Source organism: Acetobacter malorum, from assembly GCF_002153605.1.
Lineage (GTDB): Bacteria > Pseudomonadota > Alphaproteobacteria > Acetobacterales > Acetobacteraceae > Acetobacter > Acetobacter malorum_A.
This window is the reverse complement of the sequence record NZ_JOPG01000010.1, coordinates 1-26,547: the sequence shown is the minus strand read 5'-3', so window position 1 is coordinate 26,547 and position 26,547 is coordinate 1. Positions and strand designations below refer to the sequence as shown.

Sequence of the window (26,547 nt, the reverse complement as noted above, 5' to 3'; positions counted from 1 at the left end):
ATATGAAGGCGATCAACGCAGTTCGCATGGGGGGCGTGGACGTCCTGCCGCTGGTAGAAGGCGGCAAGGGTGTTTCCGTTTCAACAGGCGTTTCAGCCGGAGCATGGGCTGCAGCGGGCGGGGCCGGTACGGTCTCCATTGTTAATGCGGACAGTTACGATGCAGCCGGAAACCCGGTCCCGCAGATCTATCATGGCCGGACCCGTCGGGACCGGCATGAAGAGCTGGTGGACTACGCCATTCGTGGCGGCATTGCGCAGGCTCAGATTGCGCATGACATCGCGGGTGGCCGTGGGCGTATCCATGCCAATATTCTGTGGGAAATGGGATCGGCAGAACGCGTGATCAGAGGCGTTCTGGATGGGGCCAAAGGCCTTATTCAGGGTGTGACCTGTGGCGCGGGTATGCCGTACCGGCTCTCTGACATTGCTGTGGAATATGGGGTTTACTATTACCCCATCGTGTCTTCCGCACGGGCGTTCAACGCGCTGTGGAAGCGGGCCTATAGCAAGACGTCCGACCTGCTGGGCGGTGTTGTGTATGAAGACCCGTGGCGGGCTGGCGGCCATAACGGCCTGTCCAACACGGAAAACCCGCTGAAGCCGGAAGACCCGTACCCCCGCGTGGCGGCTCTGCGCAAACTCATGCGCAGCTTCGGGCTGGATGAAACCCCCATTATCATGGCGGGTGGTGTCTGGTGTCTGGAAGAATGGGAAGACTGGATTGGGAACCCGGAACTGGGGCCGATTGTGTTCCAGTTCGGCACGCGTCCGTTGCTGACGCAGGAAAGCCCGATCCCGCAGGCGTGGAAAGACAGGCTGCTCACCCTGAAAAAGGGTGACGTCTATCTCAATCGCTTCTCCCCAACCGGCTTTTACTCCTCTGCCGTAAACAACAGCTTCCTGCAGGAGCTGCGGGGCCGGTCTGAGCGGCAGGTGCCATTCTCGCCGGAAGCGCTGGGTGCACATACTGCGTCCTATGGCGTGGGTGCCCGCAAGCGCGAAGTGTTTGTGACGGAGGAAGACCTCCAGCGCATTCATGGCTGGGAGGCTCAGGGCTTTACCGAAGCCATGCGCACGCCAGATTCCACGCTGATTTTTGTAACGCCTGACCGGGCGCGGGAAATCATCGCGGATCAGGTTGCGTGCATGGGCTGTCTGTCCGAGTGCAAGTTCTCCAACTGGAGCCAGCGTGCGCCGGATTACAGCAACGGGCACAAGGCGGACCCGCGGTCCTTCTGTATCCAGAAGACGCTTCAGGCTGCGGCCCATGCCAGCGGACCGGATGCGGCGGACATTCTGGACCATAATCTGATGTTTGGCGGCACCAATGCGTGGCGCTTTGCAACAGACCCGTTCTACGCCAATGGCTTTGTGCCGACGGTCGCACAGCTGATCGAACGGATTATGAGCGGGCGTTAAATCCTGTTTTCCCGAAAAGAGGGGCGGGCAATGCCTTCCTCTCTTTCGGGGGTTTCATAGTCCTCAGTGCTTACAAAAAGGCCCGTCAGAGACACTTTGGCGGGCCTTTTTGTTTCCGATTTTTCCAAAGAATAGCGCGTCTTACCGGCGGGAGCGGGCAATCTTCTGGTCGGTCTTATACTGGCTGAGCGCATAGACGGACCAGATGGCCGCAGGAATCCAGCCGATAATGGTCACCTGCAGGATCAGGCAGATAATGCCGGCAAAAGGCCGACCAATGGTGAAGAACTGAAGCCAGGGCAGCAGCAGAGCAAGAAGAAGGCGCATGAAAATCTCCTGTAGGCAGTATAAAAGCCAGTCAAAGGCAGGATGACGGGGCCGCAGGCGGAAAACAAGCCCGGAGCGCAGCCCTAGGTGCCTCAGCCTTTGTGTGCTAGAAGAAAAACACAGGGGAAACAGCCTGTTTGCCCTTAAGTAATTCTAAGGCGTGCCCCGCGTTTGGGCAGGGTGCGCGGCCATGACAAGACGGATGGACCTTGACCGAGATTTCTGACCAGCCGGGATCGCCGGTACCTTCTGACCTTCTCCCCGTCACCATTGAGGAGGAAATGCGTTCCTCCTACCTCGCGTATGCGATGTCGGTGATTGTCAGCCGCGCCTTGCCGGATGTGCGCGATGGTCTGAAACCCGTGCATCGGCGCATTTTGTACGCCATGCATGAGAGCGGCTTTACGCACGATAAAGCGTATCGCAAATCGGCCCGTGCGGTCGGTGAAGTGATGGGTAAATACCATCCGCATGGTGACGCCTCCATTTATGACGCCATGGTGCGTATGGCGCAGTCCTGGTCCATGCGCGTCAAGCTGATTGACGGACAGGGAAATTTTGGCTCCGTCGATGGCGATAGCCCGGCGGCCATGCGTTATACGGAAGCGCGTCTGGCCAAGGCTGCAACCTTCCTGCTGACTGATATTGACCGTGACACGGTCGATTTCCAGCCGAACTATGATGAAAGCGAGCATGAACCCACGGTTCTGCCTGCCGCTTTCCCCAACCTGCTCATCAACGGTGCCACCGGTATTGCTGTGGGTATGGCCACCAACATTCCGCCGCATAACCCGTCGGAAGTGATTGATGCGACACTCGCGCTGATCGAAAAGCCCGAGATGGAGCTTGAAGAACTGATGGAGCACGTGCCGGGGCCGGACTTCCCGACGGGCGGCATCATTCTGGGGCGAGCAGGGATTCGCAGCGCGTTCGCCACCGGCCGTGGTGCGGTGATTATCCGCGCCCGCGCCGAGGTTGAGGAAATCCGTAAGGACCGCAAAGCCATTGTGGTGACGGAAATCCCGTATCAGGTGAACAAGGCCACCCTGCAGGAGCGCATTGCCGATCTGGTGCGCAACAAGCAGATTGAAGGCATTTCCGATATCCGCGATGAATCTGACCGCTCCGGGATGCGTGTGGTCATTGAAATCAAGCGCGATGCCACGCCGGAAGTGGTGCTGAACCAGCTTTATCGCTTCACCCAGCTTCAGACATCTTTTGGTGTCAACATGCTGGCGCTGGATGGCGGCAAGCCGCGCCTGATGGGGCTGAAAGACGTTCTTCAGGCGTTCATCGCCTTCCGTGAAGAAGTTATTCTGCGGCGCTCCCGCTTTGAACTGAACAAAGCGCGGGATCGCGGGCATATCCTCGTTGGTCTGGTGATTGCCGTCGCCAATATTGATGCGGTAATTGCGCTGATCCGTGCCGCCCCGGATGCGGCCACGGCGCGCGAATCCCTGATGGCAGCAAGCTGGGATGCGGGCGATGTCGCTCCGTTGCTGGCGCTGATCCATGATGATGGCAACCAGATCATTGACGGCAAGGTCCGTCTGACGGAAGCGCAGGCGCGCGGCATTCTGGAACTGCGCCTGCAGCGGCTGACTGGCCTTGAGCGCGACAAAATTCAGGGCGAACTGTCCGACGTTGCCGTTCGCATTAACGAACTGCTGGAAATTATCGGTAGCCACATCCGCCGTATGGAAGTGCTGCGTGAGGAAATGATGGCGGCTCGTGCCGAGCTGGCCACGCCGCGTGCAACAGAAATTTCCGATTATGCTGGCGATCAGGATGATGAAAGCCTGATCGAACCCGGCCAGATGGTTGTCACCATCACGCGGGAAGGTTTCATCAAGCGTACCCCGCTGGATGTCTATCGCGCCCAGAACCGGGGTGGCCGTGGCCGTACCGGCGCCGGCACGCGTGGTGATGATATTCTGGTCCGCTCCTTTAACGCGCATACGCACCAGTGGGTGATGTTCTTCTCCTCCGGCGGCAAGGCGTATCGGGAAAAGGTCTGGCGTCTGCCGGAAGCCAGCCCGACAGCCAAGGGCCGTGCGCTGGTCAATCTGCTGCCGGATCTGGGGTCGGACAGCATTACGGCTGTGCTGCCGCTGCCGCATGATGAGGAACTGTGGGAATCCCTGCACCTTGTCTTTGCGACGGCAAGCGGTGGCGTGCGACGTAACCGCCTGAGCGACTTCCGCAACATCCGGTCTTCCGGCCTCATCGCCATGAAGCTGGATGAAGGCGATAGCCTGATTGGCGTTGCGACGTGTCGGGAAGGGCAGGATGTGTTCCTGGCTACCCGCAAGGCGCGCTGCATCCGCTTCCAGATTACGGATGAGACGTTGCGTGTGTTCGCGGGCCGTGGGTCTTCCGGCGTGCGCGGCATTCGTCTGGCGGAAGGCGATGAAGTCATCAGCCTCGCAGTCCTCAACCATGTTGAGGCGACGGTGGAAGAGCGCTCGGCCTATCTGCGGATGGCCAACGCCAAACGCCGTGCGGAAAGCGCTGCCGAGGGTGAGGACGAGTCCGAGAATGCAGTCGTTGCGACTGATGAGGATGAAGCCACATCTGGCACAGAACTGCTGACGCCGGAACGCTTCGCCCAGCTTGAAGCTGCGGAAGAAATTCTGCTGGTGGTGAGCGATGGCGGGTTTGGTCGCCGGTCTTCTGCTTACGATTACCGCGTGAGCGGACGTGGCGGGCAGGGCATTACCAACATGACCTTCTCCGCCAACAAGCGTGGGACGGAAGTGGCGGCAACCTTGCAGGTGCTGGATGGCACGGACGTCATGCTGGTGACGGATGCAGGCCGCCTGATCCGTGTGCCGGTTGATCAGGTGCGCGTCATGTCCCGTCAGGCCAGCGGTGTAACGCTGTTCCGCCTGAATGAGGATGAGCGGGTAACCAGCGTCTTCCCGGTGATGGATGATGAAGAAGAGGGCGATGCTGATGGTGTCGAGGGGACTGCTTCATCAGCCCCGGCGGCTGGTGACGCTCCGCAGGCTGGCCCCGCAGGGGAAGGCAGCGCACCCTCCGGTGACGACGCATGACTGAGACCGTATGTGCCGCACCCCGGCGCATAGGGTTTTACGCGGGGACGTTTGACCCCGTGACCACCGGGCATCTGGACGTGATTGAACGTGCAGCCCGGCTGGTTGATCGTCTGGTGATTGGCGTTGCAAAAAATCCGGGCAAGAATCCGCTCATGCCGCTGGAAGAGCGGGTGGCCTGTGTGGAAGAAGCCCTGCCAGCTATTGCCGAGCGGGTGGGGGGAGACCTGCAGGTGGTCTCCTTCGATTCCCTGCTGGTGGAAGCCGTCAGGGCGCACGGCGCGTCCCTCATTTTCCGGGGCCTGCGGGTGCTGACGGATTTTGACTATGAAATTCAGATGTCCGGCGTAAACCGCCGTCTGGCTCCGGGCATTGAAACCGTTTTTCTCATGGCGTCTGAACGAACACAGTTTATTTCGTCACGTCTTGTGAAAGAAATTGCCGGGTATCACGGGGATATTTCCGAATTTGTGACCCCCGGCACCCAAAAACGCCTGCTCGCCCGGCTCAAGGCGCGGGCGGCGGGGTAACGGGCCTCAGGCACTGTTACCAAAGTGTTCAAGGAGAAGTTTTATGACTGCCGACACAGATAAAAACGATCTGATTTATATGGATGTGCCCGAAGGCCGCGTGGTCATCCGCCTGCGTCCGGACATTGCTCCTCTCGCGGCTGAGCGTATCCGTACGCTGTCTGCTCAGGGCTTTTACGATAACGTGCCGTTCCACCGCGTTATTTCCGGTTTCATGGCTCAGGCTGGTGACCCGACGGGCACGGGCATGGGCGGCAGCGAACTGCCGGACCTGAAGGCCGAATTCACGCGGGAAGCCAAATTCCTGCGCGGCACGCTGGGGATGGCCCGTACGTCTGACCCGAACAGCGCCAACAGCCAGTTCTTCATCATGTTCGAACCCTCCCCGCATCTGGATGGCCAGTACACCATTGTGGGCGATGTGATTGAAGGCATGGAACATATCGACAAAATCAAGCGTGGTTCCGGTGGCTCTGGCATGGTGAAAGATCCCGATCGGATCAAAAGCATGCGTCCGGCTTCTGCTGAAAACGCCTGATTTCAGAACACTGTTTCTGATGTCTGAAAAGCGCGGCCTCTCCGGAGGTCGCGTTTTTTTATGCGCTGTTTGGCTGCCGGGTTGCTGAAATCGGACAGCCCCTTTTGCTGGTGGCTTCAGGCGTGGAAGCGGCAAAACCAGCCAAGGCAGGCTGGGCCGGATGATGTGGGCAGCATGGCCACATCACGGCATCACAGGCGCAAATGAGAGGAAAAATCCTATTTTCTTGCCAGAATAGGGTCTCATCGCTTGACACAATAGGAATGATCCGTTTAGACAGCCTCCAGCAAACACGTCCCGCAGCGCAGGCTGCCGCGATGGTTTGTGAACCAATGGTGTGAGCCGGTAGCTCAGTTGGTAGAGCATTCGACTTTTAATCGAATGGTCGAGGGTTCGAGTCCCTCCCGGCTCACCATTGCTTTTTCTTTTCAGAAAATTCCAAATATTATCAGGCAGCGTTGTAAAATACCTGTTCTTGGCCATGCGCTTGCTGGCTCAGGCTATTTCCTTGTCCCACGGCGGCACCGGGCCATACTGGGTAGCGAGGAAATCAATCATGGCCCGCACTTTCAGCGGTGTGGTCAGGCCGGGTGCATAAACAGCATGCAGCGGCGGCCCGGGCGTTGGGGGCACGTCCAGTGTCAGGGCTTTCAGGCTGCCAGCCTTCAGGGCGTCGGCTACAATAAAGGTGGGCTGGTAGACAAGTCCTTGCCCGGCAATGGCGGCCTCACGCAGCACATCCCCGTTATTGGCGCAGAGCGGCCCGGAAATGGTGACGGTTTCTTCCCCGTGTTGTCCAAAAGTCCAGCGTGAGGCGCTGGCCGTGGTCTCGCCCAGCGTATAGCCCAGACAGGCGTGCTGGCTCAGCTCTGCCAGTGTGGTCGGGGTTCCGGCGCGTTCCAGATAAGCCGGGGCTGCACAGACGACCATACGGATATCGGCCAGCTTGCGGACGCGCAGACTGCTGGGGGTGAGCGAGCGGATCCGCAGGGTCAGGTCCCAGCCTTCCTCAATCAGGTCAACCGTGCGGTCATTCACGCCCAGCTCGACCGTGACCTGCGGATAGAGACGGCTAAATTCCGGCAGGAGGGGTGCTACATAGCGGATAGCGAAGGAAACCGGCGCATTCAGCCGCAGGCGGCCACGCGGTTCGCGCCGCTGCTCGGTAACCGTTTGTTCAATTTCTTCCAGTTCAGGCAGAATTTTCTGGCAGCCATCCAGAAACAAACGTCCGGCTTCCGTCAGGGAGAGCTTGCGCGTGCTTCTGTGAAAAAGCGTGCTGCCCAGTCGGGTTTCCAGCGCATTGATATGCTTGGTTACCATGGTCTGGGAGAGGGAGAGGGCGCGCCCGGCTCCGGTAAAGCTGCCGGTTGCAACAACTTTTACAAAAACCTGCATGCTCGTAATGCGGTCCAGCATAAAAACTCACAGGTTAAAGGTCATCCTGTCCGTCACCCCACGTCGGGCCGGTCAGGGGAGTTTTCCCCGCCTGATGGTTTGGCGCAAGCCCCGGGAGCGCAGCAGAGCGCCGCCCGGGTGCAGGTTCGTGTTTAACCGTTAGCGCAGCATGGGGCGCGGTGGTGGGTGGTTATGGCTGTTGTTGTTCCAGTCCGGGCGTGGCCCATGGTCGTGGTGGTGATGATAATGGCCCCCTGCACAGCTTGTGAGCATCAGTGGAGCAATAAGACACAGCGTAAAAAGAAGATGTTTCATCAGACCCTCCATGCAGGGAGTATTCAAAGAGAATAAAGGCAACTGTGCGGCATTATTTTGTGAGGAAAAAACAGGGGAAAGCAAAACGGTTTTGTTTTGCCGGGCAATCACCTTTCTCTTTGTCAGCCCTACGGAATGATGCGAAAAAGAGGCGCGCCATGCCGTGGTGGCGCATTATGCAGGGAGTGGCAGAAAGCCCGTGTTGCGAAACAGACGGATGCGCAGGATTGCCGCCTGCCTTGTACTGACGCAGGCTCTTGCACCCTCCGCAGGTCTTCTTGCGCCCCGTGCTGTGTTTGCTGCGGTAGGCGGAGTGGATGGTCTGCATGCCGTCCCCGTTCAGCCGGTTGCGCGGGATGGACTGAACCAGCAAGGGGGCGATGCCTCTCATAACAATCTGTTTTTACCGTTTGACGCAAAAACAGGCGTGGCAGCGTTCTGGTCCGGCTCGGATTTTATAGTGGTGGCAGATCGGCCGGTCCCGGCTCTGGCGCACGCCTCTGGCGGCGGGGGGCTGTTCTCCAGTCTGGATGTCACAGTGCTGGATACCGCCACCCTGATCCGGCTGCATTTACCAGAGCACCCGCAGCTTTCGCTGTCGCACTTGTCCGATGGCTGGGTCTTGCAGGGTGTCACGCCGGGCCGGTCTGGCGCCTCGTCCAGCCCGTCCTCTCGCGTGGCGCAGCTGTTCAAAGTGGGAGCGGTGCTTTTCCCGCAGAGGCAGCCGGGGCGGATTATAGCCTTGCCTGACCCCGCATCCGGTGGCCGCTTGCTGATTGCGACCTCTCGGGTGGCGAGTGGAGGGGTGGCGCAGGGGCGGCAAAGCGTCGGGTATGGCGTGCGGCCTTCTCTGGAAGGCGTGGTGATCGCGGCCGATTCCCGACAGATCACGTTGCGCAGCACGCCGGAGGGGGCAGTGCTGGATGCGGTTGCCCTGCATCCTCTGCCGGTGGGGCAAGCGCCTGATCCCGCACAAACAGGGGCCCACGGACAGGACTGGGGCTGGCTTGGCTTCTCTCATACTGGAGGTGGTAAGTCCTCCACCCGTCTGGCGGCGGCACAGGCCGCGTTTGCCGCAGGTCAGCCCTGGCAGGCTTTGAAAAGTCTGGAGGCAGCCTCCCCGCAAAACGAACCAGCGGTGGATGACAAGACAAAAACAGCCCAGACATTTCTGCAGGCCGCCGCCGCTCTGCTGGCGGGGCGCACCTTGCAGGCGCAGGCTCTGAATGATGCGACGTGTGGCGATGCTCCGGCGACCCGCGTCTGGCGCGGCCTGTATCTGATGCAAACGGGCCAGAACAGTCAGACCGCCTCGGTTTTGCTGGCATCTGGCTTTGCGCAGTTACAGGCTTACCCGGCAGCGGTGCGTGCACTGATTCTGCCGCAGGTCGCGACTTATGTGGTACGGTTTGGCAATGCAGCTGCCGTGAACCTGCTGGGAACCCTGCCAGATGATCCGGGCTATGATCTCGCCCGGGCGTTGTTAGAGGCACGCGCAGGGCAGACGGAAACGGCCCGTGTGGCGCTGGAAAATCTGACGGCCTCTTCGTCCAGCCAGACTACGGCCTATGCCCGTGCGGCGCTGGTGGCGTTGATGCTGGATAAGGACATGATTGCCCCCTCCATGGCGGCGGAAGCCTATGGCAAATTGCTGGATAATGATGGACAGCCCGCAGCACTCCCCACCGGGCCGAAAGCGACCATCAGGCTGGGGCAGGCGCATGCGTTGATACTGGCTGGCCAGCCACAGGACGCACTGGCTGCGCTGGATAGCGTGCAGGCCGGACCGGACGTCCCGCAGGATGTGCTGGCTGCGGCGTATCAGGTAGCGCTGAAGGCCCTGATTTTCCCGGAAGCAGCGCCAAAAAGCCTCACCGCACAGGCTGCACACTCTGCGCCGTTAAGTGCGGCGGCCCGGTTTGCGCTGGTGGCGTCGCATCTGCGGTTTGTGGAAGATGGAGCCGGCAAGGCGAAAGTGCTGGTTGGCTATGGTCGTCTGTTGCTGGACGCCGGGCAGCCCGAGACCGCTGTCACGGCTTTTGCGCAGGCTGCTGCCATGCTGGCTGACCCGGTTGCGCGTGCCGAGGCGGAAGATCTGCTGGCGCAGGCCGCCTTGCAGGCGCATCGTTCTGAGCTGGCACAAAGAGCGCTGGACCGCGCAACTGCGCCCCTCCTGCCGGATGATCTGGCCACCCAACGCGCTTATGACGCTGCCCGTCTGGCCGCTGAGGGCGGAGACACCGCCAAAGCCCTGACCCTGCTTGCGCGGGATGAAACCGATGCCGGGCTGGATCTGCGCGGAAAACTGTATGAGTCCGAAAAGCGCTGGCCGGAAGCGGTGCTGGTCATTGGCCGTCTGGCCACGCGAGGCCTGCCGGAAGAGGGTGTTCTGACGGACCCGCAGCGTGCTCTGGCCCTGCGTCTGGCGACCGATGCTGCGGCGGCGGGGGATTCGGAAACGTTGCTGCGTCTGAAGGACTGGCTGGCTGGCCGGACGCTGGGCCGGGAGCGGGATGCTTTGCTTGCCATGCAGATACGGAGCATCAAAGGCCATAGCCCTGCGCATTGAGAAGGGCTTGAGCCGTTTTGTGACGGTTTTTAGAAAAAAATCGGATGTGAACGAGATAAAGCTTGTCATGGGGGGCACGAGTCCTTAGTTACTCGCGCTCTTGGCCCAAGGGGGCGATCCCGCCCAACAGGCTATCTACTGGTTTGGGGGTACGTCGATGAACGCACTTGCTCAACTGGGGATGGTCTCGGAACACCCGAGCAATAACCAGGCAATTTCTGTTCCGGTCTCGTCTGACGATGATCGTAAGGATTACTTCGTCGTAAAAGATGGCGAGAAGTTTGCAGGTACACACCTGCTGGTTGATTTGTGGGATGCCACAAATCTGGACGATCCTGAAAAGATCGACCGCACTTTGTGTGAAGCAGCGCTTGCTGCAGGTGCGACCATTCTGCACAGCCACTTTCACCATTTCACGCCTAATGGTGGCGTGTCTGGGGTGGTTGTGCTGGCCGAAAGCCATATTTCCATCCACACATGGCCGGAGCGTGACTTCGCCGCCGTGGATATCTTCATGTGCGGGGCATGTGACCCCAATCTGGCGATTCCCGTGATGCAGCGCCTGTTTCAGGCAAAGCGTCTGGAAGTGGATGAACAGCGTCGCGGACGCGTCGCCCTGTAAACACGGCACAGCCCTGTCTGTGTGATGTGTTTTTCCGGCAGGGGCCAGAGCATGCGTTCTGGCCCCTGACCGCTGAATCAGGACTTTAAAAAAATTATGGCCGATCAATGGATTGAAGAAACCCTGTATGACAACTGGGGCCAGCGCTTCCGTGTCAAACAGGAACTTGCCCGCACCACCAGCCCGTTTCAGGACATTGTGGTGTTTGAAAGCGAGTCGCACGGGCGCGTGCTGCTGCTGGATGGTGTAGTGCAGATTACTGAAGGCGATGAGTTCGTTTATCAGGAAATGCTCACCCACGTGCCACTGTTCACACATGCCGCTCCGCGCAACGTGCTGATTATCGGCGCGGGCGATGGTGGCGTGCTGCGCCGGGTGCTGGAACATCCGGGCGTGGAAAAAGCCGTGATGGTGGAAATTGATGGCGCTGTCATCGAACTTTCCAAAAAATATCTGCCCAATATTGCCGGTGATGCGTGGAATGACCCGCGTGCTGAGGTGATTGTGGGTGATGGAATCGACTACGTGGCCCGTGCGGCTGATGCGTCTTTCGATGCCATTATTGTTGATAGCACTGACCCGATTGGCGTGGGCGAAGTCCTGTTTACAGACTCGTTCTATGAACATTGCGCCCGCGTGCTGACGGCCGAAGGGCTGATCGTCAATCAGTGTGGCGTGCCCTTCATGCAGGCGGATGAACTGCATGAAACCAGCCTGCGCCGCGCCAAGTTCTTCCCGCATGTATCTGCTTATGTGGCGGCTGTGCCGACCTACGTTGGCGGATTCATGACGCTGGGCATCGCCTCCAAGGGCAAAAGCCCTGCCGGGCAGGATGTGGCAGCTGTGCGCGCCCGTGCGCAGGACGCCGGCATTTTGGGAAAAACCCAGTACTGGACGCCGGAAATCCACGTCGGTGCGTTCAATCTGCCGCCCTATATCGCTAAGCACCTACCTGCGGATAAGGCGTAAAACATTACCAGAGACTCACGGGAACCTTGATTGACTTGCTAACGCAATGATGTCACGGTTCTAACCGCGCAGAGGGAGAGACCGGTCCAGCACCGGCGCCGAAGGAGCAACCGCCCCGGAAACTCTCAGGCAAAAGGACCCTGCGCGGTTAACTTCTGGAGAGAGACGCCTGTGCGTCCGCCGACGGGATAGCGATCTCAGGCAAAAAAACAGAAGGGGCAGACGGATTATCCTGGTCCGGGGCCCTTATGTTGTCTTGCGTCGTTAGTCTCTTTACAGCGTATGAAAACCGGCCTCGTCCTCTTACGGAAGGCTGCGGCCATGAGCGCTGATACTCTCCTTCACACTCCCCTCTTTACTCTGCATGAAGAAGCTGGCGGCAAGATGGTGCCGTTTGCAGGCTATGCCATGCCGCTGAATTATGCCGATGGCATTATGGCGGAGCATCGGCATGTGCGGGAACATGCTGGCCTGTTTGATGTCTCCCACATGGGGCAGGTTCGTCTGCGTGCCCGGTCCGGGGATGGAGAGGCCGCAGCCCACGCGCTGGAACGCCTTGTTCCGGCCGACATTGTCGCCCTCAAAAATGGCCGGCAGCGTTATACGCAGTTCACTAATGAAAAAGGCGGCATTCTGGATGACCTGATGGTCGCCCGCATGGGGGAATCCCTCCTGCTGGTCATCAACGCCGCCTGCAAGGATGCCGATATCGCGCATCTTCAGGATGAGCTGGCCGATTGTCTGGTGGAAGTTCTGGAAGACCGCGCGCTCCTCGCCCTGCAGGGGCCGGCAGCGGAAGATGCACTGGCTGCACTCGCTCCTGCCGTGCGCGACATGAAATTCATGGATGTGCGGGACGTGGATGTGGATGGCGCGCTCTGCATCATCTCCCGCTCCGGCTATACGGGCGAGGACGGGTTTGAAATTTCGCTCCCCGCCATGGATGCCTCCCGTGTGGCCCGCAAGCTGCTGGAACAGCCTGCCGTCAAACTGATCGGCCTTGGTGCGCGCGACAGCCTGCGTCTGGAAGCCGGGATGTGCCTGTATGGCTCCGATATTGATGAGACCACGACCCCGGTTGAGGCAGCCCTCGAATGGTCCATCCAGAAAAGCCGCCGCCGTGGTGGCGCGCGGGAAGGGGGCTTCCCCGGTGCGGATGTGATTCTGGCGCAGCTGGAAGAGGGCGTGTCCCGCCGCCGCGTTGGCCTGCTGCCCGAAGGCCGCGCCCCTGTGCGGGGTGGTGCCCCTCTGTATGCCGACGTTGAATTTGCAACGCCGCTTGGCAAGGTGACGTCCGGCGCCTTTGGCCCGACGGTCGAAGCCCCTGTCGCCATGGGCTATGTCGCCACGGATTACGCTACGCCGCAGACGCCGATTGTGGCGGAACTGCGTGGCCGCGCCGTGCCGGCTACGGTCCATGTCCTGCCGTTTGTTCCCGCCCGTTTCAAACGGTAAGGGCAACGTTTTTTCCTCAGGTTTTTTAAATTATCCGTTTTATGGAGTGCTGACCCAATGACCCTGTATTTCACCAAAGACCATGAATGGCTCCGCGTAGAGGGTGAGTCCGCCACTGTTGGCATCACCAAACATGCAGCCGAAGAACTGGGTGAGCTGGTGTTTGTTGAAACCCGTGATGCCGGCACCGTGGTGCAGGCTGGCGAGTCCATCGCGGTGGTGGAATCCGTGAAGGCGGCTTCTGACATCTATGCGCCGGTGGATGGGGAAGTGCTGGACAACAACCCGCAGCTGTCTGATGACCCGGCCCGCGTCAGCTCCGACCCGGAAGGTGAAGGCTGGATTGTCAAATTCCGTCTGTCCAACCCGGATCAGCTGGCTTCCCTGATGGATGCAGACGCCTACGCCGCCTTTATCGCCTGATAAGACGGTCTCGGGAAACGTCATTACTACTGCTTAGCTTTTTCAGGATACCCCCGCATGTTTTCCATTGCTTCCGGTCCGGGCCGCGCGACTGGCCCTTCTGTTGACACTCTGCCGGCCTTCGCGGGCCTTCAGCCGGAGGCAGGGTCCTTCGTTGGTCGCCATATCGGCCCGACAGAGGCTGATCTGGCCATCATGCTCAAAACTGTGGGGGCAGCCTCTCTGGAGGCTCTGACGGAGGAAACCATTCCGTCCGCCATCCGCGCCACCAAGCCCATGGGCATTGGCGCAGGCTGGAGCGAAAGCGCTGTCCTGGACCGCCTGCGGGAACTGGCCGGGCAGAATCAGGTCATGACGTCTCTCATCGGGCAGGGCTATTACGGCACCATCCTGCCCGCCGTGATCCAGCGGAACATTCTGGAAAACCCGGCCTGGTACACGGCTTACACGCCGTATCAGCCGGAAATCAGTCAGGGCCGTCTGGAAGCACTGCTGAACTTCCAGACCATGATTACGGAAATGACGGGTTTGGATATTGCCAACGCCTCGCTGCTGGATGAAGCCACAGCAGCGGCGGAAGCCATGGCACTGGCGCGGCGTGTGGCTAAATCCAAAGCCAAAGCCTTTTTTGTGGATGCCGACTGCCACCCGCAGACCATCGCTGTTCTGAAAACTCGTGCTCTGCCCATGGGCATTACGCTGGTTTACGGGAACCCGCTGACGGATCTGGTGCCGACGGAGGTGTTCGGCGCGCTGTTCCAGTATCCCGGCACGTCCGGCACGGTGGCTGACCCGCGCAGCGTTATTGAAGCACTGCATGCTGCCTCCGGCATTGCCGTCATGGCGGCTGACCCGCTGGCGCTGACTCTGCTGACGTCTCCGGGTGAACTGGGAGCGGATATCGCGATTGGTTCCACGCAGCGTTTTGGCATTCCCATGGGCTTTGGTGGCCCGCACGCCGCCTATATGGCAGTGCGCGATGCGTGGAAGCGCAGTATGCCGGGCCGTCTGGTGGGTGTGTCGGTCGATAGCGCAGGCCGTCCTGCCTATCGTCTCGCACTTCAGACGCGTGAGCAGCATATCCGGCGTGAAAAAGCGACCTCCAACATCTGCACCGCACAGGTTCTGCTGGCTGTTATTGCCGGGATGTATGCGGTCTATCATGGGCCGGAAGGTCTGCGCGCCATTGCCCGCCGCATCAACGGCCTGACCGCCACGCTGGCTGCCGGCCTGCGTGCGCTGGGTGTGACGGTGGAAACCGAAGCCTTCTTTGATACGATCACGGTGCAGGCCGGTGCTGGTGTGCAGGACATTCTGGCCCGCGCCCGCTCCGCTGGCATGAACCTGCGCGATGCAGGTAATGGCCGCATTGGCATCAGTCTGGATGAAACCAGCTCCGCGCAGACGGTCGCTTCTGTCTGGTCCGCCTTCTGTGCGGAACAGGGCCGGGTTGACCAGATGATGGCGGCATTGGTTCCGGCTGGCAGCGTCATTCCGGAAGCGCTGGTTCGTAAAAGCGCCTTCCTGACGCAGCCGATTTTCAGTGCATGTAGTTCCGAGACGGATATGCTGCGCTATCTGCGCCGCCTGTCTGATAAGGATCTGGCGCTGGACCGCACCATGATCCCGCTCGGCTCCTGCACCATGAAGCTGAACGCCACGGTGGAGATGCTCCCCATCACATGGCCGGGCTTTTGTGATATTCACCCGTTTGCGCCGAAAGACCAGACGGAGGGATATCAAACCCTGTTTGCTGATCTGGAAAAATGGCTGTGTGCCATTAGTGGCTATGATGCCGTGTCTTTCCAGCCGAACTCCGGCGCGCAGGGTGAATATGCCGGCCTGCTGGCCATCAGCGCTTATCACCGTGCTCAGGGCAACGCCCACCGCACGGTCTGCCTGATCCCGGCATCTGCCCACGGCACCAACCCGGCGTCTGCCCAGATGGCGGGCATGAAGGTGGTTGTGGTGAAGTGTGATGCAGGCGGCAATATCGACCTTGAAGATATGCAGGCCAAGGTGAAAGCCCACGCAGCGGATCTGGCTGCGGTGATGATCACCTATCCCTCCACCCACGGCGTGTTTGAAGAAAGCATGCGCGAAATCTGTGATCTGGTGCATGAAGCCGGTGGTCAGGTTTACGTGGATGGCGCGAACATGAACGCACAGGTCGGTCTGGCCCGCCCGGCGGATTACGGCGGGGATGTCAGCCACTTCAACCTGCACAAAACCTTCTGCATTCCGCATGGCGGCGGTGGCCCTGGCATGGGTCCGATTGGTGTGCGTGCGCACTTGACGCCCTTTCTGCCCGGCAACCCGGCGGATGCAAATACCGAACTGGCTGTGAGTGCGGCCCCGTTTGGCTCTGCGTCTATCCTGCCGATCTCCTGGGCCTATATCCGCCTGATGGGGGATGAGGGTCTTCAGCGCGCCACGCAGTTTGCCATCCTCAATGCGAACTACATCGTCAGCCGTCTGGTTGAGGCCTATCCGGTGCTGTATCGCGGGGCCAAAGGGCGGGTTGCGCATGAGTGCATTCTGGACCTGCGTCCTCTGAAAGAGGTTGCTGGCGTCACGGTGGATGACATGGCCAAGCGTCTGGTGGATTACGGCTTCCATGCGCCGACGGTTAGCTTCCCGGTGGCCGGCACGTTCATGATCGAGCCGACGGAATCCGAAAGTAAAGCCGAACTGGACCGCTTCTGTGATGCCATGCTGGCGATCCGTGAAGAAGTCCGGGCGATTGAAGCAGGCAAGATCACGGCGGAAGAGTCCGCTCTGCGTCATGCTCCGCACACGGCCAGCGTAGTCACGGCGGAACCTTGGGCGCATGCCTATGCCCGTCAGGATGCCTGCTTCCCGCCGGGTGTTAAAGCCGCCACCAAATACTGGCCGCCGGTTGGCCGTATTGATAACGTCCACGGGGACAAGAACCTGATCTGCTCCTGCCCTGATATTGCGGAGTGGATGGAATAACCCCTGTTCCGTACAGCAGTTCTAAAAAAGGCGGCGCCATACAGGTGCCGCCTTTTTTATGCGTAAGTGTCAGCGTGGTTTTTCAGGATTTGGCCAGAAGCCGTCGCACGCCTTCTGTTGCGTCCCGCTTTGCTCTGTCCGCCAATGGAGAGGCAAGCATGTCAAAGCCATGCACCGCACGGGCGTAGACAATCAGGTCTGTCGGCACCGCCGCCTGCCAGAGGCGGTGGGCAAACGTGACATCTTCATCCCGAAAAAGATCAAGCGAGCCTGTGGTGATGATTGTTGGCGGCAGGCCGGATAGATCCTGCATGAAGGCGGGTGATAAATAGCCAAACATGGGGTCATCTTCAGCAAGGTTTCCACGGACGGCAGCCCATGCGTGCCGGTTTTGCGCACGCGTCCAGACAAACTCTCCGGTTGTCGGGTCATCCGAGGGGGCGTCTGGTCCGCCAGTGCGCAGGTCCAGCATGGGGTAAATCAAAAACTGCCCACAGAGTGGGATCTCTCCACGGTCCCGCGCCAGCAGAGCCGTCGCCGCAGCAAGGCATCCCCCGCCACTATCTCCCATGACCATGATCCGGGAAGCGTCCACGCCCAGCGCGCTGGCCTGATGATGCAACCAGACAAGGGCTGCATAGACGTCTTCCAAGCCGCCGGGGAAAGGGGCTTCCGGGGCAAGCCGGTAGTCCACAGAAACTATCAGCGCTCCCGTTTCCTGCGCCAGTTGGCTGAGTGTTCCGGCCTGCATCTCTGGCGTGCCCGCAATCATCCCGCCACCATGGATATAGAGAATGGCTGGCATCGGCAGGTCATTTTCCGAAGGACGGAAGAGAAGAACACGCACATCAGGAGCGTCTTTCGGTCCTGCTATCTGGCGCTCCTCGTAAGAGACTGCGTCAGAGTGCACAAGGCTGATCGTGCCTTCAACCAGCGTGCGGCGAAAATCGCTCAGGTCGTCATGGTCTGGATCGAAAGCCGGGAAGGACCCCACTCTGTCGCGTTGTGCGGCGTCAACCAGATGAAGGGTTGTCATGCAGGCCTCTCTTTGTGTCTCTTAAAGGATATTTCAATGAATTTCTGAATGGATGCGTCTAATAAACACCGCAGTCTCTTTCATTGTAAGCGGTGAGAGGCCGGAAGAAGTGTCACAAATCTGTGTCTGGGGTTTGATGGTCTGTTGTCCCGTCTTGATGATCATTGCTATTGCGCCGGTCCTGCTCGCAGGCAGAAGCGGGTGATTTCTGGCGGGCAGAAGAGGCGTAGCGCAAAGCCCGGCCATAAGCCTGTGCCGTTGCTGACATAGAGCGTCATATTGCCCACACTATAGCGACCAGAAACAAAGCCATTATTGCCACGCGCGACAAGGCGGGCGAGGCCCGGCAACATCCCGCCGTGCGTATGGCCGGACAGTTGCAGAGCTACTCCCCGATCCGCAGCAGTCTGTGCGGTGCGCGGTTGATGGTCCATGAGAACAATGGGTGAGTTGGGCGGGCGGCCAGCAAGGGCTGCTTCCAGATCCGGGCCTGTCTGGCCGTGGGCCGGGGCGGAAAGGTCTGTCACGCCAGCAAGAACCAGATGCGCGCCGTTGCGGGTCAGAACGGTATGAGCGTTGAGCAGCATGGTCATGCCAAGGTCTGAGAGATGCTGCATCCACTCGCGATAATCGAAGAAATATTCGTGGTTGCCAGGGATCGCGAACACGCCATCCGGCGCGTGCAGATTTTTCAGCGGCGCAATATCAGCCCGGCGCATGGCGACGGAACCATCAATGAAGTCGCCAGTCACGACGATCAGGTCAGCCCCGGCAGCATTGGCGCGGTCCACAACGGCCTGTGTCCAGCGCGTCGGGAACAAGCGGCTGATGTGCAAATCACTCAGCTGGAGCAGGCGATAGCCCTCAAAAGCAGCTGGCAGGCCGGGTATGGTGACCGTGACGTCCCGCACCGTGGGAACCCGAATCGCTCCAGCAACCCCAATGGCCGCCAGCAGCCCCGCCACACCTGCCGCAGCAAGGCGCACGGAATCGGGAATGGAGACAAACTGCCAATGCACCAGTGCGTCAGCCAGCGCGCCCAGATACAGCGCGATTTGCAGGAGCGCTAAAAACAGGATGGCCCCAAAAGCCCAGTTGAACAGGATAATCACCGGGCGCGGGAATTGCGGTACAAACACGGAGCCGGAAGAGAGTTTGCACCAGTAGAGATATTGGGATGCCCCCAGCATGAGCAGGCCCAGAGGGATTTTGAACGCCAGAGGCAGAGAGAGCGGCCAGAGCCAGGTCAGGATAACAATCAGGCACGGCAAAGAGGCAGTCAGCAGCAAGACGATTGGTGTCCTTAACGAGCGAGGCAACAGAGCAGGGGATTATCCCCCGCTTTTGCCCGGCTGTCTGCCTTTCATCTCATCCAGAACACGATCAAACACATCAGGTCTCCCCAGCGCGCGGGCCAGTACAATCGCACCCTGAATGCCTGCCACACTCTGCTCGGCGTGGTCCCGCGCAGCCTGTTCTGTCTGGTGCGTATGCCGCAAAGCGGTCGTCAGGGCCTGAACCCAGCGGGCAAAATAATCGCGGATTGCTTCGGCAAACTGGTCCCGACTGTCACTCAGTCCCAGCAGTCCCACCAGACAGACTCTCTGGCCAGACGCAAAATAAGTGCGCACGGCTTCAAACATGGCCTCAATCGCCGCAGCCGGGTGGGCGGAGGTGAGGAGGGGTTGGAAAATCTCCGTTTCAAACCAGTGGTCAATACTGGCCAGAACAGCAGTCATCATCTCCTCTTTACCACCGGGAAAGAAGTGATACAGGCTTCCTTTGCCCAGCCCGGTAGCCTGAGAAATCAGGCTCAGGCTCGCCCCCTCATAACCATGCTCCCGAAAGACTTCCGCCAGAAGCGGAAGAATATCGGCTTTTTCTGTCACCGTGCGCGCCATGGGTCTTAAAGGCCCAGTTCAGTCAGAGATGGGAAATCATCCGGGCGGCGTGAGCCGGTCCAGAGCAGTTTCCGGTCTGTCTGAAGGATCGGCAGGTCATTGATGGAGGCGACACGTCTGCGCATCAGGCCGTTATCGTCAAACTCCCATAGCTCATTGCCATAGGAGCGGAACCACTGGCCTGCCTTGTCGTGCCATTCATAGGCAAAGCGCACAGCCATGCGGTTCAGCCGGAAGCCCCAGAGTTCTTTGACCAGCCGATAGTCCTGCTCCTGTTGCCATTTACGGGTGAGGAAGGCGATAATTTCCTCACGTCCCTGAATGAAGTCGGTCCGGTTGCGCCAGAAACAGTCCGGCGTATAGGCCTGCGCCACATGCGCCGGGTCCTGACTGTTCCAGGCATCTTCCGCAGCGCGGACTTTCTGGGGGGCGGTCTGTTCGGTGAAGGGGGGAAGGGGAGGTTTGATCATCTGTGCGACTCTGTACCGTTTGGTTAAGAGTTTACCTATCAGTACAAAATCCACTTAAGCAAGTAAAATGCAGGCACAAAAAAACCGCCGCCGGAGAACCGGGGCGGTTTCAAAGAATCTGCGGTAAGGAGAGACCTTACTGCTGGCCATCAAACGTAATGGAGTTGTCCTGCGCACCGCTGGTGATGGGGTGTGCATTTTCCGGAGCCTGAGCCAGCTGGGTTTCGCTGCCCTGCGTCTGCGTCTTTTTGGCCCATGCGGTCATGACATCGTTGCGGCTGTTGCCCCGCCGTTCACCGGGAGAGCGAGCATAGATAAAGCCGTATGTCGGGTAGATGGAGCCGTAGGTGCCGGAGCGGTTGTTGAGGGCCACACGCACCGCAGACCAGTCATTGTTCGGGGAGACGTCAATGACCGGCGTATTGTGGCTGATGCCAGCCTGCGCCCAGTGAGACTGATCAATGATGATCGTGCGGCTGTTCACCACGTGGCGCACCACAGCCACATGGCCCAGCGGCATGCGACGAATACCGCGGAAGTTCAGCACGCTGCCTTCTTCCGGTGCGTTGCCACGTTCATACACGCCAGCGGCATTATGCCACCAGTCCCGCGCATTGCCATGCAGCACGACGGCGGAAGCGGATTTGGCGTACGCGACACACTGAATGACGTGGCCACCACCATACCGACGGCCAGAAACCGGGTGCCAGCGGCCACCGGCATAGCGGCCTGCTGCGTGGTAGGATGCAGTGGAAAAAGTGATTTTATGAACGGAACCATTCCGGTGCCCGTTGCTTACAGTATGACGAGCCTTGGCAGAGGCAGGCTGTATGAAGGCAGATAACGACAGAAGAGAAACAACGGCCATCGCGAGGTTGAATTTTCCGGGCCGTCTCTGTCGCATTTCAGCGTGCCTTCCCTGCATCACGGTTCAGTCAATGTGGAATTCAGGTATAAACATCTGCGCAAGTCAGGCAAGCGCTCATTGCGGGGCAAATTCGCATGAGGTTGGGTTTGCTGAATCCATGGGCCTAAAAACAGAAAAATAGGAATAAAATCCTATCACATGCCACGACATTGCCTGATTTTCTTTATTTTGGGGCAGAGGTGCGGAAAGTTGCTGATCTGTTCCAGCCCCGTGGATTCGGCCGTGCTGTGGCACAGATGCCACGCTAAGCCGTCCTCCACGGAGCCGGAAAAGGCAGGCTTATTTGGTTGTCACAACCATGATTTCGACCAGAATGCGCGGGTCAGCCATCGTAGCCTGTACGCAGGCGCGGGCCGGGGCAGCGTTTTCCGGCAGCCATGCGCTCCACACCTTGTTCAGGGCGTCACGGTCCTTGATGTCTTTCAGCCAGATCTGGGCCTGCAGCAGGCGGGTGTTATCCGTGCCGTGCTGTTCCAGCAGGGTGTCCAGCTGTTCCAGAATGTCACGGGTCTGGCCTTCTGCATCGGCGTCCAGATTACGGGCCACAACGCCCTGCGTGAAAATAAAGCCGTGATACTCAACCGCGGCAGACAGAATCGGGTTGGGATTGGTGCGCAGAATTTTGCTCATAAGGATCTCTTCAGGTTCTCAGCGCGTGCGCTGGCCGGCTCCGTGCCGGCAGACCGTCAGTTTTCAGGGTGTGGACCCGTGCGGTCAACCGGGGGCCTGTGCAGAGCGTGCATAGGCGGCCAGTCGTTCCGGGGTGTCAAAATCCACCAGTTCGTCCGCGCGGGCCAGAACCCGATGCACGGCAGGGCCAAGAGCGCGCAGAATTGCCCGGCCTCCCTGATCTCCCTGAACTGCGGCAAGGGCGGCAAACTGCGCAGCGTCCCACACAACCGGGTTGCCCGGTTTGCCGTCGCCCCGGTCTGGCGCGGTAGCCGGCGCTTTGAAGTGGGCGTGGTCCCGCAGCAGCGCATTCAGCAGCGCGACAGAAACCAGCGGCATATCGCCCAGACACACGAGCAGCGCTGACGCATGCTCTGCCTGCGCGACCTGCACTCCGACTCGCAGGGAGGCAGAAAGTCCGTCCCGCGCGTCCTGCGCAATGCGGACCTCCAGCCGGGGTGTGTCGGGGAAGGCGTCATGTATAAGAGAGAAAAGGTCAGGTCGGTCCGGCGGCAGAATCACCACGACCGTGCTGACCGCACTGGCCAGAACGGTGGCGGTTGTGCGCACCAGCATCGGCACGCCTTGTGCATCCCGGGCCAGCAACTTATGAGCTGGTGCCGTGCGGGAGGAGCGCCCCGCTGCCAGAACAATGGCGAGAGGGCCGATTTGCGGAGGTGTTACCACCCCGGAGTGTCGGCAAGGGCCGCTTTACGTCGCACCGCGACAATCTGGGCCAGAATAGACAGCGCAATTTCCTCAGCGCCAATCGCGCCAATTGCCAGCCCGACCGGGCCGTGGATTCGGCTGATTTCCAGTTCGGAGAACCCAATTTCCCGCAAACGCTCAACCCGGCTGGCCTGGGTTTTGCGGGAGCCAAGGGCACCTATATAAAAAGCGGGGCTGCGCAGAGCCACTTCCAGCGTGGGGTCATCCAGCTTGGCGTCATGCGTCAGGGTGACAATAGCCGTCATGGTGTCCACGCCCAGCTCTTCCAGAGCCTCATCCGGCCATTCGGTCAGCAGCGTTTCCCCCAGAATAAAACCGGGGAAGCGTTCCGGCGTGGCCAGCGCAGTGCGTGGGTCAATCACCACGGGGGAAAAGCCTGTCATCCGGGCCAGAAGCGCAAGGTGCTGGGCAATATGCACAGCCCCCACAATCAGCAGGCGCGGGGGCGGGGTGAGCGGTTGCAAAAACCAGTCCTGCCCCTGTGCGTCCGGTTCATTTCTGCAGCGGCCAGAGTCGAGGCAGGCCAGAGCAGCGGGACTCAGCTCAGCCGGAAAGCCGGCAGGCGTTGTTTCTGCTGTCACGTCAGAGATTAAAAGATGTTTTACACCATCCAGCGTGCGGGCCAGCAGCGCGCCGGTGCGGGCGTTCTGTTTAGTGCAGGCGCCGGCCAGCAAAGTCTCGGGGAGCGTGCCGGAGGGGCAGGCGGGGGAGCGCACGGCTTCCACCAGCACATCCAGCTTGCCGCCACAGGCCAGCCCGACTTCCCACGCGCGGGCGCTGCTCACGCCGTAAGACAGAACTTCGGGCGCAGCCCCCGCCATAATGGCCTGCGCAGCCGTAATCACGTCGGTTTCCACGCAGCCGCCACTGACGGAGCCTTCAACCCGGCCTGTGTCACTAATCGCCATCAGGCTGCCTGCCGGGCGGGGAGAACTGCCCCATGTGCCCACCACAGTCGCAAGAGCCACAGCATGGCCTTCCCGTGCCCATAAAAGAGCGTGGTCCAGTGGGGTCAGCGGCTGAGGTGCGGAAAGAGGGACAGTCATAAAACCCAGTCTATACCAGCCCTTGCAGGCTGTGCCCACGGAAGGAACGTGGGGGCAGGCCTGTTTTTGCGGAAGGTTTCCCTCAGGCGGGGGCCTTGATACGCAGAGAAGGAACACCCATGTCATAACATGAGTGATATTAAGAGACTGAGGAGTGATTTCATGATCGAATCAAGAGACGGACGCGTTATTTACGTTGTGGCTGATGGCGGGAAAGTCCGTTTCCTGCATGATGGCGAAGGCAAAATGCACGATGTGCAGGACTTCGACAGCGAAAAGCATGAAGCCACTCCGGGCAAGATGCCCACGGGTGCCACGCCGAAAGATGCTGCCAAAGACGGCTTTGCCCGCGTTGTGGCTGATCGTCTGAACGCGCTGGTTAACAGCAGCGAGAAGATTGACGGCTTCGTACTGGCCGCTCCGGCCCCGGTGCTGCATGAAATCCGCCAGCATCTGAGCAAGCCCGCTGCTGCCAAGCTGATCAAGACCTTTGACAAGGACTTCACCAACATTCCGGCACACGATCTGCGCAAGCATTTCGATATCCCGGCAACCGGCTGGGTTCTGCCGTCCTGATTTCTTAAGTCAGGATTCAGGTCTGAAAAAACTGCCCATGCTCTGCATGCGGCAGTTTTTTTATGGGAAAACCATTTTAAAGTAAGGGGAGAGGCCGCGTGCAAACCGGCGTGGGTCCCCATAGAGGCGCATAGTGACAAGAAGGAGCCTGACGTCTTGCATTTAGTGTATCCCGACATGCAATTGCAGGTTCTGCCTGTGACTCCGTTCCGCCAGAACTGTTCCCTGTTGTGGGATGAAAACACCCGGCACGCGCTGGTGGTAGACCCCGGAGGGGATGCGGACTTCCTGATGGACGTCATCCGCAAACGGAACCTGACGGTAGATGCGATTCTCCTCACGCACGGTCATCTGGATCATGCCGGTGGTGTCGCCCCTCTGTGCCGCGCTCTGGCTAAAGAGCAGGGGAAAGCGCCCACGGTCATTGGCCCGGACAAGCGGGATGAATTCCTGTTGTCCTCCATTGTCGATCAGGCGCGCCATTTCGGCCTGCCCGGTCTGGAAAACGCAACAGTGGACCAGTACACGCAGGACGGAGACCGTCTGGAACTGCTGGGCCGCACTTTTTTAGTGCGCCATATTCCCGGTCACACACCCGGCCATGTGGTGTTTGTTGATGAAAAAGCCCGTTTTGCTTTTGCGGGAGATACCTTGTTTCGTGGTACAATTGGTCGCACGGACTTCCCTTATGGAAATAGTTCCCTCTTAATATGCAACCTAAAGGAGAAATTACTTCCCCTTGGGGACGATATCGTCATTATGCCCGGGCACGGTGGCTCGACCTCGTTAGGAGAGGAACGCGCGAACAATCCGTTCCTCCGTGCCGGCTAACAGGAGTTTGTGAGTGAAACAGGGTATTTGCGGCATGCTGGCCGCCTGCCTGACAGCGGGTGTGCTCTTAGGAGCCAGCCCGGTTCGGGCCGAAGATATGGGGGAGCCGACCCAGGCTCAGGCAACGCTGCCGAAAGAAAACCTCACAATCGCCTCGGCGAATGGTCGTCACGTCTTTTCGGTAGAGCTGGCCACAACGCCGCGCCAGCAGCAGGTGGGGGAAATGTTCCGCACCACCCTGCCTGCGGATAACGGCATGCTGTTCCTGTGGGCAACCCCGCAGCCGAGCGATATGTGGATGGAAAATACGCTGGTCCCGCTGGATATCGTCTTTATCGGGACGGACCACCGGATTCAGGCCATTGCAGAAAATGCCGTGCCGCGCAGTCTGGCTCATATCAGTAGCCACGGTCCGGTGGGTGCAACGCTGGAACTAGCAGGCGGGGTAACCGCTAAGCTGGGTATTACTGTGGGCGATAAGGTGGAAGCACCGTCTCTGGAGAAAAAATCCTGACGCAAAGCGTTCTGTCCGGGGGGTGCGCACAGCCCCGGCAGCGGGGGTGTAACGGGGCAGTAACGTGACGTTTTTAGTAACCGGAGCAGCCGGGTTTGTTGGCTACCATGTCAGCCAGGCGCTTCTGGAAAGAGGGGAGCGGGTTATCGGAATCGATAACCTCAACTCGTATTATAGCCCCGCTCTCAAGCAGGCCCGTCTCGGGCGGCTTGGGCAGGCGCCGGGCTTCGTATTTCATCAGCTTGATCTGACACAGCCTGACGCGCTGGACACTCTGGCCGCGCAGGAGCCCGATATTCGGGGTATCTTCCACTTCGCGGCACAGGCTGGCGTGCGCTATTCCATGCGGGACCCGTATGTGTTTGCAGACAGTAATGTGCTGGGCCACGTGGCCGTGCTGGAATTTGCCCGTAAACTGAAGCGGCTGGACCATCTGGTCTATGCGTCGTCTTCCTCCGTCTATGGGCGGAATACCAGCATGCCGTTCCGGGAGACAGACCGGGTGGATGAGCCCGGTTCTTTCTATGCTGTGACCAAACGGGCCGGAGAGCTGGCCTCGTCCACCTACAGTCACCTCTATGGTCTGCCGCAAACCGGTTTGCGCTTCTTTACGGTCTATGGGCCGTGGGGGCGTCCGGATATGGCCTATTACAGCTTTGCCCGTGCCATTGCGCAGGGGGAAGACGTCACGCTCTATGAGGGTGAGGGGCTGGCGCGAGACTTCACTTACATAGCTGACGTGGTGGCAGGCGTTCTGGCGGTGTTTGAAAAACCGCCAGCCGCCGGTGAGGCGCGGGTGCTGAATATCGGTAACCACAGGCCGGAATCTGTGCGCTACCTTGTGTCTCTGCTGGAAACGGAACTGGGCCGGAAAGCAAACCTGCGCCTGTTGCCGCGTCCGCAGGCGGATGTGGAGAAGACGTGGGCGTCTATTGACGCCATTCAGTCTTTAACCGGCTGGCACCCTACAACCGTGCTGGAAGAAGGCGTGCAGCGCTTTGTCTCCTGGTTCCGCACTTACGAGAAACTCACCATAAACGCTTAAATCCTAAAGATGGATTTTCTTTAATGATTAAAAGGGGCCCCGTAAGGGGTCTCTCCGGTGGGGTAAAAACCGATTCAGCCCCGGTTTCCCGCCATTTTGAATAAAGTTTCAAAGCGTGTTGACAGGGTCGGCTCAATCCCTTAGAAACCGCTTCACCGGACGAGATGACGGTTGGCAGCGGCCTCTGGTTCTGCTAGATTGTT

The 26,547-nt window shown here is 59.6% G+C and carries 25 protein-coding genes, 1 tRNA gene and 1 riboswitch; of the genes, 15 read left to right on the top strand and 11 right to left on the bottom strand.

Translation table 11 applies throughout. From position 1 onward, the window contains the following. Positions 1-2 precede the first annotated feature (2 nt). Positions 3-1,421, top strand: a complete 1,419-nt coding sequence (locus HK23_RS05205; RefSeq protein WP_086653161.1) for an NAD(P)H-dependent flavin oxidoreductase — start codon at positions 3-5, stop codon at positions 1,419-1,421. 141 nt (positions 1,422-1,562) lie between these two features. Here the strand turns inward: HK23_RS05205 and HK23_RS05200 are convergent, their stop codons facing one another. After that, positions 1,563-1,748, bottom strand: coding sequence for a YqaE/Pmp3 family membrane protein (locus tag HK23_RS05200; protein ID WP_062142215.1), 186 nt, complete (start codon positions 1,746-1,748; stop codon positions 1,563-1,565). Positions 1,749-1,957: 209 nt separating this feature from the next. On the opposite strand from HK23_RS05200, the gene gyrA reads away from it, so the two are divergent. The 4 genes from gyrA to HK23_RS05180 all read left to right on the top strand — a co-directional run bounded on the left by gyrA (position 1,958) and on the right by HK23_RS05180 (position 6,287). Next, entirely contained in the window at positions 1,958-4,804 is a 2,847-nt protein-coding gene (gene gyrA / locus HK23_RS05195) for a DNA gyrase subunit A (RefSeq protein WP_086653160.1), read from the top strand. Beyond that, complete coding sequence (coaD, locus tag HK23_RS05190; protein ID WP_063906875.1) at positions 4,801-5,334, top strand: pantetheine-phosphate adenylyltransferase; 534 nt, start codon at positions 4,801-4,803, stop codon at positions 5,332-5,334. The genes gyrA and coaD overlap by 4 nt, the downstream gene beginning before the upstream one ends. A gap of 43 nt (positions 5,335-5,377) precedes the next feature. Further along, entirely contained in the window at positions 5,378-5,872 is a 495-nt protein-coding gene (locus HK23_RS05185) for a peptidylprolyl isomerase (protein ID WP_063906874.1), read from the top strand. A gap of 339 nt (positions 5,873-6,211) precedes the next feature. Continuing rightward, positions 6,212-6,287 (top strand) — tRNA-Lys (locus tag HK23_RS05180). Between the two features lie 80 nt (positions 6,288-6,367). Here the strand turns inward: HK23_RS05180 and HK23_RS05175 are convergent. Beyond that, positions 6,368-7,291 carry a LysR family transcriptional regulator gene (locus tag HK23_RS05175; RefSeq protein ID WP_086653159.1) on the bottom strand — a complete coding sequence of 308 codons (924 nt, stop codon included), beginning with the start codon at positions 7,289-7,291 and terminating at the stop codon, positions 6,368-6,370. Positions 7,292-7,429: 138 nt separating this feature from the next. Beyond that, positions 7,430-7,585 carry a hypothetical protein gene (locus tag HK23_RS14500; protein WP_156508315.1) on the bottom strand — a complete coding sequence of 52 codons (156 nt, stop codon included), beginning with the start codon at positions 7,583-7,585 and terminating at the stop codon, positions 7,430-7,432. A 199-nt stretch (positions 7,586-7,784) separates the two neighbouring features. Here HK23_RS14500 and HK23_RS05170 point away from each other — a divergent pair, with 199 nt between their 5' ends. The 6 genes from HK23_RS05170 (at position 7,785) to gcvP (ending at position 16,599) form a co-directional block, all read left to right on the top strand. Next, complete coding sequence (locus HK23_RS05170) at positions 7,785-10,154, top strand: hypothetical protein (RefSeq protein WP_218777691.1); 2,370 nt, start codon at positions 7,785-7,787, stop codon at positions 10,152-10,154. A 157-nt stretch (positions 10,155-10,311) separates the two neighbouring features. Further along, entirely contained in the window at positions 10,312-10,776 is a 465-nt protein-coding gene (gene speD / locus HK23_RS05165; protein WP_025825026.1) for an adenosylmethionine decarboxylase, read from the top strand. 96 nt (positions 10,777-10,872) lie between these two features. Then, positions 10,873-11,745, top strand: a complete 873-nt coding sequence (speE, locus tag HK23_RS05160) for a polyamine aminopropyltransferase (RefSeq protein WP_086653157.1) — start codon at positions 10,873-10,875, stop codon at positions 11,743-11,745. A gap of 61 nt (positions 11,746-11,806) precedes the next feature. Continuing rightward, positions 11,807-11,896: riboswitch (glycine riboswitch) on the top strand. Between the two features lie 170 nt (positions 11,897-12,066). Then, on the top strand, positions 12,067-13,200 hold the full coding sequence (gcvT, locus tag HK23_RS05155; RefSeq protein ID WP_086653156.1) for a glycine cleavage system aminomethyltransferase GcvT: 1,134 nt from the start codon (positions 12,067-12,069) through the stop codon (positions 13,198-13,200). 57 nt (positions 13,201-13,257) lie between these two features. Beyond that, positions 13,258-13,623, top strand: coding sequence for a glycine cleavage system protein GcvH (gene gcvH, locus HK23_RS05150; protein ID WP_063906870.1), 366 nt, complete (start codon positions 13,258-13,260; stop codon positions 13,621-13,623). Positions 13,624-13,680: 57 nt separating this feature from the next. After that, positions 13,681-16,599, top strand: coding sequence for an aminomethyl-transferring glycine dehydrogenase (gcvP, locus tag HK23_RS05145; RefSeq protein WP_086653155.1), 2,919 nt, complete (start codon positions 13,681-13,683; stop codon positions 16,597-16,599). An 82-nt stretch (positions 16,600-16,681) separates the two neighbouring features. On the opposite strand, the gene HK23_RS05140 is transcribed toward gcvP, so the two are convergent. The 8 genes from HK23_RS05140 to HK23_RS05105 form a co-directional block, all read right to left on the bottom strand. After that, positions 16,682-17,635 (bottom strand): alpha/beta hydrolase, encoded by a 954-nt coding sequence (locus tag HK23_RS05140; RefSeq protein ID WP_086653154.1) that lies wholly within the window; start codon positions 17,633-17,635, stop codon positions 16,682-16,684. A 167-nt stretch (positions 17,636-17,802) separates the two neighbouring features. Continuing rightward, positions 17,803-18,924 carry a metallophosphoesterase gene (locus HK23_RS05135; protein ID WP_256940082.1) on the bottom strand — a complete coding sequence of 374 codons (1,122 nt, stop codon included), beginning with the start codon at positions 18,922-18,924 and terminating at the stop codon, positions 17,803-17,805. Between the two features lie 42 nt (positions 18,925-18,966). Then, positions 18,967-19,536 (bottom strand): TetR/AcrR family transcriptional regulator, encoded by a 570-nt coding sequence (locus HK23_RS05130; RefSeq protein ID WP_086653153.1) that lies wholly within the window; start codon positions 19,534-19,536, stop codon positions 18,967-18,969. A 5-nt stretch (positions 19,537-19,541) separates the two neighbouring features. After that, positions 19,542-20,006, bottom strand: coding sequence for a nuclear transport factor 2 family protein (locus tag HK23_RS05125; RefSeq protein ID WP_086653152.1), 465 nt, complete (start codon positions 20,004-20,006; stop codon positions 19,542-19,544). Between the two features lie 136 nt (positions 20,007-20,142). Further along, positions 20,143-20,910, bottom strand: coding sequence for a CHAP domain-containing protein (locus HK23_RS05120; protein WP_086653151.1), 768 nt, complete (start codon positions 20,908-20,910; stop codon positions 20,143-20,145). A gap of 303 nt (positions 20,911-21,213) precedes the next feature. Continuing rightward, positions 21,214-21,564 carry a RidA family protein gene (locus HK23_RS05115; protein WP_063906866.1) on the bottom strand — a complete coding sequence of 117 codons (351 nt, stop codon included), beginning with the start codon at positions 21,562-21,564 and terminating at the stop codon, positions 21,214-21,216. A gap of 84 nt (positions 21,565-21,648) precedes the next feature. Further along, positions 21,649-22,290 carry a nucleotidyltransferase family protein gene (locus HK23_RS05110; RefSeq protein WP_086653150.1) on the bottom strand — a complete coding sequence of 214 codons (642 nt, stop codon included), beginning with the start codon at positions 22,288-22,290 and terminating at the stop codon, positions 21,649-21,651. Next, a complete protein-coding gene (locus HK23_RS05105) occupies positions 22,284-23,378 on the bottom strand; it encodes an XdhC family protein (protein ID WP_086653234.1) in 1,095 nt (364 codons plus the stop codon). Before HK23_RS05105 ends, HK23_RS05110 begins: the two co-directional genes overlap by 7 nt. A gap of 162 nt (positions 23,379-23,540) precedes the next feature. Here HK23_RS05105 and HK23_RS05100 point away from each other — a divergent pair, with 162 nt between their 5' ends. The 4 genes from HK23_RS05100 to HK23_RS05085 all read left to right on the top strand — a co-directional run bounded on the left by HK23_RS05100 (position 23,541) and on the right by HK23_RS05085 (position 26,344). Then, entirely contained in the window at positions 23,541-23,954 is a 414-nt protein-coding gene (locus HK23_RS05100) for a host attachment protein (protein ID WP_086653149.1), read from the top strand. A gap of 156 nt (positions 23,955-24,110) precedes the next feature. Then, positions 24,111-24,785, top strand: coding sequence for an MBL fold metallo-hydrolase (locus HK23_RS05095; RefSeq protein ID WP_086653148.1), 675 nt, complete (start codon positions 24,111-24,113; stop codon positions 24,783-24,785). A 34-nt stretch (positions 24,786-24,819) separates the two neighbouring features. Further along, positions 24,820-25,299, top strand: coding sequence for a DUF192 domain-containing protein (locus HK23_RS05090; protein ID WP_062142198.1), 480 nt, complete (start codon positions 24,820-24,822; stop codon positions 25,297-25,299). 64 nt (positions 25,300-25,363) lie between these two features. Continuing rightward, positions 25,364-26,344, top strand: a complete 981-nt coding sequence (locus tag HK23_RS05085) for an NAD-dependent epimerase/dehydratase family protein (protein ID WP_063906863.1) — start codon at positions 25,364-25,366, stop codon at positions 26,342-26,344. The last annotated feature ends 203 nt before the right edge of the window (positions 26,345-26,547 follow it).

What these genes read in the sequence shown, in the direction of transcription:
- HK23_RS05130 (WP_086653153.1), bottom strand. Translation starts at nt 19,536, where the DNA reads ATGGCGCGCACGGTGACAGAAAAAGCCGATATTCTTCCGCTTCTGGCG.
- HK23_RS05185 (WP_063906874.1), top strand. Translation starts at nt 5,378, where the DNA reads ATGACTGCCGACACAGATAAAAACGATCTGATTTATATGGATGTGCCC.
- HK23_RS05120 (WP_086653151.1), bottom strand. Translation starts at nt 20,910, where the DNA reads ATGCGACAGAGACGGCCCGGAAAATTCAACCTCGCGATGGCCGTTGTT.
- coaD (WP_063906875.1), top strand. Translation starts at nt 4,801, where the DNA reads ATGACTGAGACCGTATGTGCCGCACCCCGGCGCATAGGGTTTTACGCG.
- HK23_RS05125 (WP_086653152.1), bottom strand. Translation starts at nt 20,006, where the DNA reads ATGATCAAACCTCCCCTTCCCCCCTTCACCGAACAGACCGCCCCCCAG.
- HK23_RS05140 (WP_086653154.1), bottom strand. Translation starts at nt 17,635, where the DNA reads ATGACAACCCTTCATCTGGTTGACGCCGCACAACGCGACAGAGTGGGG.
- HK23_RS05115 (WP_063906866.1), bottom strand. Translation starts at nt 21,564, where the DNA reads ATGAGCAAAATTCTGCGCACCAATCCCAACCCGATTCTGTCTGCCGCG.
- gcvP (WP_086653155.1), top strand. Translation starts at nt 13,681, where the DNA reads ATGTTTTCCATTGCTTCCGGTCCGGGCCGCGCGACTGGCCCTTCTGTT.
- speE (WP_086653157.1), top strand. Translation starts at nt 10,873, where the DNA reads ATGGCCGATCAATGGATTGAAGAAACCCTGTATGACAACTGGGGCCAG.
- HK23_RS05100 (WP_086653149.1), top strand. Translation starts at nt 23,541, where the DNA reads ATGATCGAATCAAGAGACGGACGCGTTATTTACGTTGTGGCTGATGGC.
- HK23_RS05105 (WP_086653234.1), bottom strand. Translation starts at nt 23,378, where the DNA reads ATGACTGTCCCTCTTTCCGCACCTCAGCCGCTGACCCCACTGGACCAC.
- HK23_RS05175 (WP_086653159.1), bottom strand. Translation starts at nt 7,291, where the DNA reads ATGCTGGACCGCATTACGAGCATGCAGGTTTTTGTAAAAGTTGTTGCA.
- gcvT (WP_086653156.1), top strand. Translation starts at nt 12,067, where the DNA reads ATGAGCGCTGATACTCTCCTTCACACTCCCCTCTTTACTCTGCATGAA.
- gcvH (WP_063906870.1), top strand. Translation starts at nt 13,258, where the DNA reads ATGACCCTGTATTTCACCAAAGACCATGAATGGCTCCGCGTAGAGGGT.
- HK23_RS14500 (WP_156508315.1), bottom strand. Translation starts at nt 7,585, where the DNA reads ATGAAACATCTTCTTTTTACGCTGTGTCTTATTGCTCCACTGATGCTC.
- HK23_RS05205 (WP_086653161.1), top strand. Translation starts at nt 3, where the DNA reads ATGAAGGCGATCAACGCAGTTCGCATGGGGGGCGTGGACGTCCTGCCG.
- HK23_RS05200 (WP_062142215.1), bottom strand. Translation starts at nt 1,748, where the DNA reads ATGCGCCTTCTTCTTGCTCTGCTGCTGCCCTGGCTTCAGTTCTTCACC.
- speD (WP_025825026.1), top strand. Translation starts at nt 10,312, where the DNA reads ATGAACGCACTTGCTCAACTGGGGATGGTCTCGGAACACCCGAGCAAT.
- HK23_RS05090 (WP_062142198.1), top strand. Translation starts at nt 24,820, where the DNA reads ATGCTGGCCGCCTGCCTGACAGCGGGTGTGCTCTTAGGAGCCAGCCCG.